Source organism: Methylobacterium sp. 22177, assembly GCF_052045615.1.
Classification (GTDB): domain Bacteria; phylum Pseudomonadota; class Alphaproteobacteria; order Rhizobiales; family Beijerinckiaceae; genus Methylobacterium; species Methylobacterium radiotolerans.
Genome location: NZ_JBQEPK010000040.1, coordinates 34,504 through 48,275, shown reverse-complemented (window position 1 = coordinate 48,275; position 13,772 = coordinate 34,504). Strand labels below are relative to the sequence as shown.

11 protein-coding genes are annotated in these 13,772 nt (G+C 72.2%); 6 read left to right on the top strand and 5 right to left on the bottom strand.

Annotated elements, in window-relative coordinates; genetic code table 11:
- From ACTJK8_RS26015 to lptB, 5 genes are all read left to right on the top strand, one after another.
- Positions 1–1,441, top strand: a 1,441-nt coding sequence (locus ACTJK8_RS26015) for a KUP/HAK/KT family potassium transporter (RefSeq protein WP_440762754.1), incomplete at its 5' end; no start/stop codon positions are given.
- A gap of 121 nt (positions 1,442–1,562) precedes the next feature.
- Positions 1,563–3,395 carry a molecular chaperone HtpG gene (htpG, locus tag ACTJK8_RS26010; RefSeq protein WP_440762753.1) on the top strand — a complete coding sequence of 611 codons (1,833 nt, stop codon included), beginning with the start codon at positions 1,563–1,565 and terminating at the stop codon, positions 3,393–3,395.
- Between the two features lie 229 nt (positions 3,396–3,624).
- Positions 3,625–4,344 carry an LPS export ABC transporter periplasmic protein LptC gene (gene lptC / locus ACTJK8_RS26005; RefSeq protein ID WP_012322356.1) on the top strand — a complete coding sequence of 240 codons (720 nt, stop codon included), beginning with the start codon at positions 3,625–3,627 and terminating at the stop codon, positions 4,342–4,344.
- A complete protein-coding gene (locus ACTJK8_RS26000; protein WP_012322357.1) occupies positions 4,341–5,012 on the top strand; it encodes an LptA/OstA family protein in 672 nt (223 codons plus the stop codon). Before lptC ends, ACTJK8_RS26000 begins: the two co-directional genes overlap by 4 nt.
- 8 nt (positions 5,013–5,020) lie before the next feature.
- On the top strand, positions 5,021–5,872 hold the full coding sequence (lptB, locus tag ACTJK8_RS25995) for an LPS export ABC transporter ATP-binding protein (protein WP_012322358.1): 852 nt from the start codon (positions 5,021–5,023) through the stop codon (positions 5,870–5,872).
- Between the two features lie 39 nt (positions 5,873–5,911).
- Here lptB and ACTJK8_RS25990 read toward each other — a convergent pair whose 3' ends face one another.
- On the bottom strand, positions 5,912–7,063 hold the full coding sequence (locus ACTJK8_RS25990) for a hypothetical protein (protein ID WP_024828072.1): 1,152 nt from the start codon (positions 7,061–7,063) through the stop codon (positions 5,912–5,914).
- 179 nt (positions 7,064–7,242) lie between these two features.
- Between ACTJK8_RS25990 and ACTJK8_RS25985 the strand changes: the two genes are divergently transcribed.
- A complete protein-coding gene (locus tag ACTJK8_RS25985) occupies positions 7,243–8,556 on the top strand; it encodes an MFS transporter (protein WP_012322360.1) in 1,314 nt (437 codons plus the stop codon).
- Positions 8,557–8,594: 38 nt separating this feature from the next.
- Here the strand turns inward: ACTJK8_RS25985 and ACTJK8_RS25980 are convergent, their stop codons facing one another.
- From ACTJK8_RS25980 to ACTJK8_RS25965, 4 genes are read right to left on the bottom strand one after another with little or no spacing between them, the layout of a single operon-like run.
- Positions 8,595–9,722, bottom strand: a complete 1,128-nt coding sequence (locus ACTJK8_RS25980) for a glycosyltransferase family 4 protein (protein ID WP_012322361.1) — start codon at positions 9,720–9,722, stop codon at positions 8,595–8,597.
- Between the two features lies 1 nt (position 9,723).
- Positions 9,724–11,106, bottom strand: a complete 1,383-nt coding sequence (locus ACTJK8_RS25975) for a right-handed parallel beta-helix repeat-containing protein (RefSeq protein WP_440762752.1) — start codon at positions 11,104–11,106, stop codon at positions 9,724–9,726.
- A complete protein-coding gene (locus tag ACTJK8_RS25970) occupies positions 11,103–12,044 on the bottom strand; it encodes a glycosyltransferase family 2 protein (protein WP_058607434.1) in 942 nt (313 codons plus the stop codon). Before ACTJK8_RS25970 ends, ACTJK8_RS25975 begins: the two co-directional genes overlap by 4 nt.
- The gene (locus ACTJK8_RS25965) at positions 12,041–13,519 is read right to left on the bottom strand and encodes a lipopolysaccharide biosynthesis protein (protein ID WP_440762751.1); all 1,479 of its coding nucleotides are present in this window, start codon (positions 13,517–13,519) and stop codon (positions 12,041–12,043) included. The genes ACTJK8_RS25970 and ACTJK8_RS25965 overlap by 4 nt, the downstream gene beginning before the upstream one ends.
- Between the last annotated feature and the right edge of the window lie 253 nt (positions 13,520–13,772).

Sequence of the window (13,772 nt, the reverse complement as noted above, 5' to 3'; positions counted from 1 at the left end):
CCAGCACAAGGGCGTGGCCGCCATCGGCCGGGTCTTCGGACCCGTCATGCTCGTCTGGTTCGTCGTCCTGGTCCTGCTTGCTCTCCCGAGCATCCTGCGCGCGCCGGAGATCCTGTCGGCGGCCAACCCGTTCCGGGCGGTGGACTTCCTGATCCATGCCGGCTGGCACGTCAGCTTCCTGATGCTGGGCGCGGCGTTCCTGGCGGTGACCGGCGGCGAGGCGATGTACGCCGATCTCGGCCATTTCGGCGCCCCGGCGATCCGGATCGCGTGGTTCGGCCTCGTCCTGCCGGCGCTGCTGATCCACTATTGCGGGCAGGGCGCGCTGATCATCGCCGACCCGAGCGCGATCGAGAACCCGTTCTACCGCCTCGCGCCGGACTGGGCGCACTACCCGCTGGTGGCGCTCGCCACGATGGCGACGGTCATCGCCTCGCAGGCGGTGATCTCGGGCGTCTACTCGCTCACCCAGCAGTCGATCCAGCTCGGCTTCATGCCGATGATGCGGGTGGTGCACACCGACGAGGACGAGCGCGGCCAGATCTACGTGCCGGCGGTGAACTGGCTGCTCGCCGCGGCGACCCTGACGGCCGTGGTGGTGTTCGGCTCCTCCGACGCGCTCGCCGGCGCCTACGGCATCGCGGTCTCGGCACTCATGGGCATCACCACGCTGCTCGCCGCGCTGATCGCGCTCCGCTGGGGCTACAACCCGGTCCTGGTCCTCGCGGTCAACGGCTTCTTCCTCGGCATCGACCTCGTGTTCTTCTCCGCCAACAGCGTGAAGCTGTTCGAGGGCGGCTGGTTTCCGCTGCTGCTCGCCGGCGTGGTCGCCTTCCTGATGCTGACCTGGATGAAGGGCGACCACGTCCTCGAATCCGTCCGCCAGACCATGCGCATGTCCGAGGCCTCCTTCCTCTCCAGCCTCGGCTCGCACCCGCCGGTGACGCTGCCCGGCACCGCGGCCTTCCTGACCGCCGCCACCGAGGGCATCCCGATGGCGCTCGGCCGCCTGCTGGAGCGCAGCCGCTGCCTGCACGAGCGGATCCTGCTGATCACCGTCGTCTACGAGGAGGAGCCGGTGATCCCGGCGAGCGAGCGGGCGCAGGTCACGCTGGTGGCGCAGGGGATCCGCAAGGCGATCTCGAAATACACGCCCGGCATGGAGCGCGTCGTGCTGCGCTACGGCTTCATGCAGACCGCCTCGATCCCCGAGGGCCTGCAATGCGCGGTGGCGAGCGGGCTGCTGCCGCCGGAATATCTCGAGGACATGACCTACTTCGTCGGCCACGAGGTGGTGATCCCGTCGCCGACCCATCCCGGCATGGCGCCGTGGCGGGAGGGCCTGTTCGCCTTCATGAAGCGGAACGCCGAGCGCACCGGCGCCCATTTCGGCCTGCCGACCCGGCAGATCGTCGAGGTGGGCACCGAGATCGAGATCTGACCGGCCGCGGCGCGCGGGGACCGCGCTGCGGAGGCCGAGGCCGGCCGTCTTTCGCATTGAAAACGGCCCCGTTCGCCAGCATATCGCCACCGCAATTTCCCCCACAGCGGAGGCATCACCCGTGAGCGAGACGATCGAGCGGCACGAGTTCGGGGCGGAGGTGGGTCGCCTCCTCGACCTCGTCGTGCACGCGCTCTACTCCGACCGCGAGATCTTCCTGCGCGAACTCGTCGCCAACGCCGCCGACGCCATGGACCGGCGGCGATTCGAGGCGCTGACCTCGGCGGCGAGCGCCCTGCCGCCGGATGCCAAGGTCCGAATCGCGCCCGACAAGGAGGCGCGGACCCTGACCGTTTCGGACGCCGGCATCGGCATGACCAAGGAGGATCTCGCCACCAACCTCGGGACCATCGCGCGCTCCGGCACGCGGGCCTTCTCGCAGACGCTGGAATCCGCCAAGGCCGAGGACCGGCCGAGCCTGATCGGCCAGTTCGGCGTCGGCTTCTACTCGGCCTTCATGGTCGCCGACCGAGTCACCGTCACGTCGCGCCGCGCCGGCAGCGACGAGGCTTGGACCTGGGCCTCGGAAGGGCAGGGCAGCTACACGCTGGAGCCGGCCACGCGGGCCGAACCCGGCACCGACATCGTCCTGCACCTCAAGGCGGATGCCGACGAGTACCTCGAGCCCTACCGCCTCGACCATCTGGTGCGGAAATGGGCCGACTTCATCACCGTGCCGATCGCCGTCGTGCGCGACGGCAAGGACGAATCGGCCAATCAGGGCACCGCGCTCTGGCGCAAGCCGAAGTCCGAGGTCACCGAGGAGCAGTACGAGGAGTTCTACCACTCCATCGGCATGAACTTCGACAAGCCGTGGGCGACGCTTCACTGGCGCGCCGAGGGTCAGCTCGAGTTCTCCGCCCTGCTCTTCATCCCCGGCTCGAAGCCGTTCCAGGCCCTCGAGAACGAGCGGCAGAGCAAGGTCCGGCTCCATGTCCGACGGATGTTCATCACCGACGAGGCCGAACTGCTGCCGCCGTGGTTGCGCTTCGTCCAGGGCGTGGTCGACACCGAGGACCTGCCGCTGAACGTCTCCCGCGAGATGCTGCAGTCGACCCCGGCGCTCGCCCGGATCCGCCGCGCGGTTACCGGGCGTGTCGTCTCCGAACTCACCACCCGCGCCAAGGACGTGGAGGGCTACCAGTCCTTCTGGGAGAACTTCGGCCCCGTCCTCAAGGAGGGCATCTACGAGGATTTCGAGCGTCGGGGCGAGATCGCGCCGCTCCTGCGCTTCCGCTCCTCGGCGGTGGAGGGCTGGACCTCGCTGCCCGACTACGTGTCCCGCATGAAGGACGGCCAGGAGGCGATCTACTACCTCGTCGCCGACGATGCCGAGGCGCTGAAGTCGTCGCCGCAACTGGAGGGCTTCCGGGCCCGCGGCCTCGAGGTGCTGCTCCTCTCCGACCACGTCGACGCCTTCTGGCCCGATCAGCTCGGCACCTTCGACGGGAAGACGCTCCGCTCGATCACCAAGGGGGGGCTCGACCTCTCGAAGTTCGCGCTCGAGGGCGAGCAGCCGGAGGCGCCCGAGGGCATCGACGCCTTCGTCGCCGCCGTGAAGACGGCCCTGGGCGCCGAGGTCTCGGACGTGCGCACCACCGACCGGCTCGTGGATTCGGCCGTGGTTCTCTCGGCCGGCAGCGGCGGGCCCGACTTGCAGATGCAGCGGCTCATGCGCCGGGCCGGGCGGGCCGGCGCCGGGCAGCCGGTTCTGGAGATCAACCCGCGCCACCCGCTGATCCGGGCGCTGGCCGCGGCGCCCGAATCGGAGGTGCCGCAGGCCGCCGGCACGCTCCTCGACCTCGCCCGCATCCAGGACGGCGACAGCCCCCGCGACCCGGCGGCCTTCGCCCGCACGGTGGCGGCGGCCCTCGCGGCCGCGCGGGGCGCGTAGGACTACGGAGACCCGCGCCGCGCGCCGCCGGGAGGCCGCGCGCGGCGTGTGTCTCCACACACCTCCGTTCGGGATGATTGTGGGTTCGGTTGATCATTCGGAAATGGTCAAGCCATAACTTCGCCACCGGTCGGGATCATTGCCCGGCCGATGGCGCGGGCGCGGTGGGGGCCGCAGGCGTCTGAGCCGAACCCTCTCGCGCGCCTCGGGCGCGCCTCACGGACGCTGCATGAACCCGGTCGAGGCTGAAGCCGGCAACGGACAGGCGGTCGCGGCGGCGCGGACCCGGGCCCACGCCCGGGCGTATCGCCACAGCGGACGCGTGCGCGCCATGCGCCGGCTGATCCCGGTGGTCGCCGGCGGCGCGGTGGCGCTGCTGTTGGCCTACCTGTTCAACCCCTTCGCGGCACCGTTGCCGGGCGTCTCGGTCGGTCCGGTGACGCTGGCCGGTTCGAAGGTCCGCATGGAGAATCCGCGGCTCTCGGGCTTCCGCCAGGGCACCCGCGGCTACGAGGTGACGGCCGACGCCGCGCTCCAGGACGTGCGCAAGCCGAGCCAGATCGAGCTGCAGCAGATGCGCGGCCACATCGCCACCGACGATCAGGGCGGCATCGCCCGCCTCTCGGCGACGTCGGGCCTGTTCGACACCGCCCGCGAGGCGCTCGACCTGAAGGACGACATCCGCATCTGGACCGACAAGGGCGAGGAGGCGCGCCTGCGCTCCGCCGCCGTCGCGTTCAAGACCGGGTCCATCAGCTCGCAGGAGCCCGTCACGGTCTCGAGCCCGCGGGCCAACGTGAAGGCCGACACCCTCGACGTCGTCGAGAACGGCAAGCGGATCTCCTTCATCGGCAACGTCCACGTGGTCATCGCGAACGAGGAGCAGGCGGAGAAGCCGCAGGCCCGCATTCTGACCTCGGACGCCGAAGCCGCGGACGGTGCCCGATGAGAGCCGCCCGCACCCTCTGGGCCGCCCTGGCGGCCGGGCTGCTCCTCGCCGGCCCGGCGCTGGCCGAGAAGCCGGCGCGGAAAGATTCGCCCTTCGGCAATATCGGCGGCGGCGGCAAGGATCCGATCAAGATCGACGCCGACCGGCTCGACGTGTTCGACCGGGAGAACAAGGCGGTCTTCGCCGGCAACGTCGTGGCCGTGCAGGGCGACAGCACCATCCGCTGCTCGACCATGACGGTGACCTACAAGCGCGGCAGGGACGCCCCCGGCAAGGGCGCCAGGGGCGACGCCAAGACTGAAGCGCGGGACGAGGGCGCTGACGCGGCGCCGCGGAACCCCGCCGAGAACGGGATTCAGAAGGTCGACTGCGCCGGGCCGGTGACGGTGGTGCAGAAGGATCAGGTCGCCACCGGTGACCACGCGGTGTTCGACCAGGACGCCAAGCGGATCGTGCTGACCGGCAACGTCGTCCTGAGCCAGTGCCAGAACGTCACCCGCGGGCAGCGGCTCGTCTACGACATGAACACCGGGCGCGCGAACATGGACCCGGTGGCGGGGGGGCGCGTCTCGGCCCTGTTCGTGCCCGGAGAGAAGTCCGACGCCAAGGACGGCAAGGCGAAGGGCTGCACCCAGCCGCCGCCCAGGCCGAAGGCGCAGGTCGATTGAGCGGCGCCGTGGCGTTCCAGGCGGGCCCGCAGGAGCCGGCGGGCCGGACGGGCTGGCTCGGCCGCCTGTTCGGCCGGCGCGCGCGGCCGAACGAGGCCGCCGAGTCCGACGGCTGGTCCGCGGCCGATGAGGGTGGCCTCGGCATCCTCAGCGTGCGCGGCCTGCGCAAGAGCTACGGCGCCCGCACGGTCGTCCACGAGGCCGGCCTCACCGTGCGCACCGGCGAAGCCGTCGGACTGCTCGGGCCGAACGGCGCCGGCAAGACCACGATCTTCTACATGATCACCGGGCTTGTGGCGGCCGACCGCGGCCACATCACCCTGGACGGCCTGCCGATCACGCACCTGCCCATGTACCAGCGGGCGCGGCTCGGGATCGGCTACCTGCCGCAGGAGGCCTCGATCTTCCGCGGGCTCACCGTGGAGGACAACATCCGCGCGGTGCTGGAGGTGGTCGAGCCCGATCGCAAGACGCGCGCGCGCAAGCTCGATTCCCTGCTCGAGGAATTCGACATCGCGCGCCTGCGCAAGTCGCCCTCGATCGCGCTCTCGGGCGGCGAGCGGCGGCGCTGCGAGATCGCCCGGGCGCTCGCCTCCTCGCCGACCTTCATGCTGCTGGACGAGCCCTTCGCGGGCATCGACCCGATCGCGGTCGGCGACATCCAGGATCTGGTGAAGCATCTGAAGCAGCGCGGCATCGGCGTGCTGATCACCGACCACAACGTCCGCGAGACGCTGGGCCTGATCGACCGCGCCTACATCGCCCATTCCGGCCGAATCCTCACGGAGGGCACGCCCGAGGAGATCGTGGCGAACCCGGACGCGCGCCGGCTCTATCTCGGCGAGGATTTCCGGCTCTAAGCCGGCCGCCGCACCCGCACGGGCAGGGCGGGCGGTCGCTCAGCCCTTCCAGTTCTTCAGCGCCGCGAACGGGCTGTCCGAGCCGGCCGGCTTCTCCGGGTTCAGCACCGGCTCCACCTGGGCGATCGCGTCCGCCATCGAGAAGGCCGACCCGCTCTGGAGCCGGCCGCCCGCCGCGTCGCGGTGGCCGCCGCCGCGGAACAGGCGGGCGCCGTCGAGGGCCGTGCCGTCGTTGGACCGGAACGACAGCGTGCCCATCCGCTGGACGTTGACCACGCGCTTGGCCCGGCCCGCATCCATGATCAGGTCGGAGACCCGCTGGAATGTGCCCGAGTCGAGGGCGAAGGACAGGAGCGTGCCGTCCTTCAGCGGTCGGAACAGGGAGTCCGAGCGGGCGAGCGCCCGGGCGAGTCGCATGCGCGTCGTCAGGGTGGGGTCGTCGTCCGGCGCGTCGCGCAGCAGCGCGTCGACCACGCCGGCGCGGATCGCCGAGGCGCGGCGCTCCAGATCGGCCGGGCTCGCCCCGTCCCGCAGGGCGGCGGCGGCCGCGAGGAGGATCTCGGACACGAAGCGGTCGTGCCAGGGATGCCCGACCGGCACGTAGCTCGACACGACCTCCCAGAACAGCTCGTCCAGGGCGAGGCCGCCCCGGAAGGCGGGGCTCTCCTTGCGCCACAGGTCGAGGGCATCGACCGCGGTGAGCAGGCTCGACAGGTCGGTCGCGGGCTCGTGCGCGGCGAACAGGGCCCGGTGCTCGAAGGTCATCCGCGTGGCGCAGATGTCGTCCTCGATCAGCACGGCGATCTCGGGGTCGCCCAGGTCGATCCGGTGGAGCGCCGGCCGCTCGGCGTCGGGCGCCGCGTCCAGGCCAAGGCGCCGCAGCTGGTCGAGGGAGGAGGCGTGGTGGTCGAGGACCACGAGCCGGTGCTTCTGCCCGTCCGCGCGTCGCCGGTTCATCGCGGCGAACTTCTTCAGGCCCGCGATGGTCTGCTCCTCCAGGCCGAGGTCGGTCATCAGCAGGATCTCGCGCTCCGCCGCGCGGCCGAGGCGCTTGATCTCGTCCTCGAAGACGGGGCCGACATCGCTGTAGCGCGGCACGTGGACGACGCGCTCGACCGTGGCGCAGGCGGCGGCGACCGTGGAGGCGCCGTAGCCGTCGAGGTCGTGGTGGGTGATCTGGATCAGGCGCAACGGGCGGACTCGAAGGGTGACGGAGCGGCCCGTCTACGACGCCCGGCGCCGGGAGGCGAGGGGCGGCGGGCCTTCCGTCCGGCGGCATTCGGTGCAGAATGGTCCCGGGCCGCCGCGAGTCGCGAAGGACCGGCCGGCCACGGAGACCCCCAAGGGGCCCGTCATACCGGGAGGACACGATGGCCCTGGCCGCAACGCCGCGCGTGCGCCGCATCCAGACGATCTCGCTCGCCCTGCTCGTCACGGCGGGCGTCGTCAACTACGTCGACCGGGCCACCCTGGCGGTGGCCAACCCGCTGATCCGCGAGGATCTCGGCCTCTCGATCCCCGACATGGGGTTGCTGCTCTCGGCCTTCCTCTGGGCCTACGCCTTCGCGCAGCTCCCGGCCGGGGCGCTCGCCGACCGGCTCGGCCCGCGCCTGACGCTGACGCTCGGCCTGACCTGCTGGTCGTTCGGCCAGATGCTCGGCGGCGCGGTGACGTCGTTCTGGCAGTTCGTGAGCGCGCGGATCGTGCTCGGTGTCGGCGAGGCGCCGCATTTTCCGACCTGCGCCCGGGTCTCCCGGGACTGGTTCAACATCCGCCAGCGCGGCACCGCCACGGGAATCTGGAACTGCGCCTCCTCGCTCGGGACCTTCCTGGCCCTGCCGCTGCTCACCTTCCTCATGGTGAGCTTCGGCTGGCGGGCGATGTTCGTCATCATGGGCGCGGCCGGCCTCGTGCTCGCCGCGATCGTCTACCTGGTCTTCCGCAACCCGCGCGAGACCGACCTGACGCCGGGGGAGCGCGCCTTCCTGGAAGAGGGCGACGCCCCGAACGCGAGCCGCGCGGTCACCTGGAGCGCGTGGCGACGGCTCTTCGGGTTCCGCACCAGCTGGGGGATGATCGTCGGCTATTTCGGCTGCATCTACATGACGTGGCTCTACACCGCGTGGCTGCCGAGCTACCTCGAGATCGAGCGACACTTCACCCTGCAGAAGACCGGCCTCGTCGGCTCGATCCCCTTCGCCTTCGGCGTGCTGGGCGGGATCCTGGGCGGCCGCGTCGTCGATGTCCTCGTCCGCCGCGGCGTCGACCCGATCCGCAGCCGCAAGATCCCGATGGTCGGCTCCCTGGTGGCGACCGCCGCCTTCACGGTGGTGGCGGCGCTGACGCCGAGCGACACCCTCGCCATCGCCTGCATCTCGGCCTCGCTGTTCCTGGTCTACATGAGCTCGTCGTCGGCCTGGGCGATGGCCTCCGTGGCGGCGCCGGCGAGCTGCACGGCGTCGCTCGGCGCCATGCAGAATTTCGGCGGCTACATCGGCGGCGCCCTGGCGCCGACCGTGACGGGCTTCATCGTCGGCGGCACGGGCCACTTCTCCATGGCCTTCATCACCGGGGCCGCGATCGCCCTGGTGGCGGCCCTGGGCTACTGGACGCTGATCCAGGATCCCATCGCCGACGAGGGACCGGAGAGCCCGATCGTCGGCGCGCTCGGGGCCGCGCGCTAGGCGGGCCGACCGCGCTTCCTTGGCGTCAGCCCCTCGCGTCACCCCCGCAGGTTCGGCGCGGCGAGGATCAGGTCGCGGAGGTGCGTGCGGGCCGTGAAGCTGCGGCGCATCAGGTCGACGAAGGTGGCGGCCGGCCCGTCCCAGTCGTGGCGCGCCGCGTGGGCGCGCGCGGCGGTGGCGTCGAAGGGCAGCCGCCCCTCGATCGCCGCCGCCATCAGCTCGGTGAGCCGCTCGACCCGGTCGGGGGCGTCCGGGTCGAAGTAGCTCGCCGCGCTGCCGCCGGCCTCCGGGATGGCCGTGAGGCTCGAGGCGATCACCGGCGTCCCGCGGGCGAGGCTGTCGAGGACAGGGATGCCCCAGCCCTCGCCGCGGCTCGGGAAGACCAGGGCGGCGGCCCGGGCGTAGAGGTCGGACAGGCCCCGGTCGTCGATGCCGGCGATGTGCACCGCGTCCGGCGTCCGGGCGAGGCGGTCGAGGGTCTCGGGCCGCTCGCCGTCGCCCTTGCCGACGACGATCAGCCGGGCCGCGCCCTGCGGCAGCCGCGCGAAGGCGTCGAGGACGAGGCCGAGATTCTTCCGCGGCTCCAGCCGGCCGACCATCAGCAGGTAGGGGCGCCCGTCGGCGAGCGGCGTCCGCTCCGTGACCGCCTGCGGCGGCGTGGAGCCGCAGCGCACCTCGGCGATGCGCTCCCGCGCGATGCCGTAGACGTTGGCGATGGAGTCGCGGCTGTAGTCGGAGATGGTCAGGACCAGCTTGGCGCGCCGCGCCGAGAGCCGGGTCAGGATCTTGTTCCGCCAGCGCATCGACCAGGGGAAGAATTCGGGATGCGTCTCGAACAGGATGTCGTGGACCACGACCACCTGCCGGTCGCCCGGCACCAGCGGCGGGGCGATGTAGGTAGTCAGCAGCGTGTCCAGCCGGTCGCGCAGGAACAGCCACGGCCAGACCAGGGTCAGCCGCACGGTCGCGGGCACGCGCGGTAGCCGTTGGTGCTCGATGTTGTCGCCCGAGACGATGCGGGCGCAGGCCTCCGGGTCGCCGGAATAGACTACGTAGGTGGCGTCCGGGTGGCGGGCGGCGGCCCGCCCGATGATGTTCACGAGCCAGGTCCGGCTGCCCTGCGGCTTGCCGGTGAGCACGTGCGCGTCGATGCCGATGCGAAGCATGTTACGGGCTCCTGTAGGCGCCGAAGGTCGGGGCCTCGCCGGGGGCGTAGGCCTGGCCGGCGATGTCGCGGGTGGCGCCGAGCGGGATGCCGGCGCGGGCCGGGGGCGCCGTCAGGGCGAGCCCGCCGGTCATGGGGTTCGCGGGATCGCGGAAGGCGGGCGTGCCGGTGAGGTCGGGACCCTGGCCGTTGAGCGGCAGGCTCGCCCCGTCGCCGGTGGCCTGCGTGTCCCAGCGGTAGAGCGGGGCGCCGACGGCGCTGCCGAGGAAGTTCGGCCCGATCGCGTTGTTGTTGTCGGTGGTGGTCGCCTCGACCACGATCGCGGCGACGTTCGGCCGCGTCGCGTAGGCGATGTTGTTGAGGACCCGGTTGTTCGACGTGCGGTCGACCTGCTTGGTGTAGTCGGAGGCGAGCACGATCTCGCCGCGGTAGATGTGCTTGCCGCCGGAATCGCGCATGTTGCCGTAAGTCGTGTTGTTCACCACCGTGTTGGAGCCGGCGTCGAACAGGTTGATCCCGGCACCGTCGTTGTCGGCCGCGACGTTGAACGCGACGACGTTGCCGTCGCACCACTGGTCGATCTGGATCCCGTTGCCGTCCTGGCCGGTCGTCTCCTTCTGGCCGGTGACGATGTTGTACCGGATGGTGTTGCGGTCGCCCGCGTCCTGGGCGGCGTCCTTCGCGTAGACGTGGATGCCCGAGGTGCCCGACATCCCCACGCCGTTGCCCGAGACGCGGTTGCGCTCCACGACGTAGCCGGAGCCGTTGATCTCCATCCCGTGGATGCCGTTGCCGGTCACGGTGTTGTCGAGGATGTAGCTCGGATCCTCCGCGGGCGCGTTGATCACGTCGACGGCCACGCCGTGGGTCTGGTTGTCGGCGAGGGTGTTGCCGGTGATGCGGTGACCCGCCCCGGCGCCGTCGCCGATCCAGATCCCCAGGCCGGAGCGGGACACGGTCGAGCCCGCGACCGTGACGTGGCTCGATCCCCGGCGGATGATGAAGCCGGAATTCACCGCGCCCTGCACGGTGAGGCCTGTGACCGTGACGTAGGCGGCGTTCTCGAACACCACCGAGTTGGACAGGCGCGGCTGCGTGCCGGGTTCGGCCGCCACCGTCACCGGCGCCGCCGCGGTCCCGCGCGACCCGACGAACACGACGTCGCCGTAGCTGCCGCCGCGGACGAGCACGCTCGAGCCGGGGCCGAGCGCGGCGAAGGGCACGTCGGCGAGCCGTGCCACGGTGGTGTAGCCGGGCTTCGCGCCGCCGGCGGGATCGACCAGGATGTTCTGCTGCACCTGCGCGTCGGCCGGCCCGCAGGCGGCCAGGACAGGCAGCACCAGCGCCGACAGGGCGCAGCCGAGGACCGTGCGGGGCCACCTCATGCCGCGAGGGCCCGGGCGATGGCGAGGCGCTTGCGCCGCTGGAACAGACGCCGCCACACGGTGCGGCCGGCCTCCGGGCTGATCCGCGTCAGCGCGCGCGCCGCCATCTGCCAGCCGGGCAGGAGGGCCTGCGGCATCGCGAGGTCGGCGACCCGGTGGCGCGCCGCCGCGCCGAGCGGCGGCGGCCCGACGAGGCCGAGGCGGCCGAGATCGGCCACGAGGTCCGGGCGCTTGCGGTACCACAGCACCAGGGCCGCGCCCTCGCGCTCGGCGATCCGCAGATAGGCCGCCTCGTCGAGGAGATGGTGGTGGTAGCCCAGCGCCTCGGGGGCGTAGAACAGGCGCATGCCGCGCCGGGCCAGCCGCTCGCCCAGCTCAATGTCCTCGTGCCAGAACAGCTTCGGATCGAAGCCCCCGGCTTCCCCCAGGAAGTGCCGGTCGACGCTGACGTTGCAGGTCAGGAACGCGTCCCAGCCGACCTCCTCGCGGCCCGCCAGGGCGTCGTAGGAGGCGTCGTGGTGGAGCGCCGAGAACGGCGAGAAGGGCAGCGCCGGGTCGATGGTCATCCGGCCGAGGATCGCGGTCTCCCGCCCGCCCCGCCGGGTGTGGGCGAGCCGGTGCGCCTCGACGAGGCTCGGCACCGGGATGGTGTCGTCGTTGACGATCAGGAGGCGCTCGCCCCGGGCCGCCGCGATGGCGCGGTTGCGGGCGGCGTTCGCCCCGGCATTCTCCTGGCGCAGGTGCACCACGGGTATCCGGCCCGTGGCGACAGCGCGGCTGACGACCGTCCCGGTGTGATCGGTCGAGCCGTCGTCGCAGACGACGATCTCGAAGGGCGCCTCCGTCTCCTGCCGGTCGAAGGCCCGCAGGCACAGACGCAGCGTGTCGGCGCGGTTGTAGGTCGGGATGATGACCGAGAGCACGGGTCGATCGCTCATGACGAGGCTTCCGGAAGCGGGAGGGGGAGGGGATCGGACGGGTTGCGGCGCAGGCACAGCCACCCCGCGACGGCGGTCGCGAGGGTCGCGACGGCGGGCACCGTCACGGGGACCAGCGCGGCGGGGCCGGCTGCCCAGGCGAGGGCGGTGAGGAGGGCCGGCGCGGCGAGGGTCGGCACGTCGGCCAGGGCGAGCGGCGGTCCGGCCTCCCGCCAGAAGGCGTGGGCCAGGACGCCGAGCATCGCCGCCTCGGCGAGCAGCGCGGCGAGGCCCGCGCCGAGGAGCGGATCCCAGGGGATCAGCAGCGTGCAGGCGACGAGGTTCGTGGCGCAGGCCGCCGCGCTGCCGCGTACCGCGAAACCGGTCCGGCCCAGCGGGACGAGGCCCGCGAACAGGACCGTGGCGGCGATCAGCAGGACGCTCATCCCGGTGGCGACGCGCAGCACCGGGACGGCGCCGCCGAAATCCGGACCGAAGGCGAGGCGTACCAGGGGCTCCGCGAGGGCGCAGGCCGCCACCGCTCCGGCGCAGGACGCGGCGAGGATCGGCACCAAAGCGCCGCGGACCCGCGCGCGCAGGGCGGTCGTGCCGGCGCGCGACCGTCCGTCAACCAGGGGCCCGACGGCGCGCCCGAAGACCGGCACCAGCGGCGCGCACAGGGTGATCGCCACCGCGGCGCCGAGCTCGAAGAACCGGAAGCCGGCCGTGAACTGGCCGAGCTCGGCCGCGCCCGCGAAGGCGGCCAGCATCATCAGGCTGATCCGGCCGTTGAGCGAGCCGAGGGCGTTCGAGACGCCCACCCCCGCCGCGGCCCGGATCGTCGCGAGCGCGTGCGGCAGCGAGGCGGGGCGGGCGGGCACGAGGCGCAGCGCCAGCGCCAGCCCGACCGCGCCGTACGCGATGCCGGCGGCCACCGCCACGAGGCTGAGCGCCGCCTCCGGAAGCTGAAGCCAGAGCGCGAGTGCCGTCCCGCCGATCAGCAGGGCGGCGTTGGCGAGCGACGGCCAGACGGACCAGCCCGGCCGCCCGCAGACCTGGAACAGGGCGTCGAGGAAGCGGGCGGCCGCGAGCGGCATCAGCAGGGCGGCGAGCGCGAGGGCGGGCCGGATCGAATCCGGCAGCATCGGCAGGACGCCGAGGAGCGCGGCACCCGTCCCGAGGCCGAGAACGAGGCGCGCCGACAGCATCCGGCCGAACTCGGCCGCCCGCATCTCCGGTCCGACCGCGCCGAGCCGCGCCCCGAATGTCAGCGTGGTGCCGAAATCCGCCGCGATCAGCGCGACCGCGAGGATCGCCAGGGCGAGGCCGTAGCGGCCCAGCGCCGCCGGGCCGGCGAAATGGCCGACCATCACGAAGGCCGCGAAGCCGGCCGCGAGGTAGACGCCGCGCCCCGCCGCCTGCCCGAGCAGGTTCGCGCCGTAGCGCAGCCCGCCGGCGCGCCTCCGTCCCGACAATCGGTTTACCAAGCGGAGCATCTCTCGGTGAAGCCTGACTGAAAACTGCGACCTACGATTGCATCGTGGCAGGCTGCGTATGGCTTGCAACCGCAAGCTCAATTTATGGTTGCAGAGTTGTCGCGTTGGGAAAAACCGGAGGACTGCGTATGTCCGAGACAGCCGCTGGACCGGATCTGCGTCTCTCGCGCGGAGCGGACGCGGAGGCGGGGCGTCTCCGGTGGGTCGAGGTGCGGGCTGCCCTGTCCGCCGACCGCGATCACTGGCGCCGCCG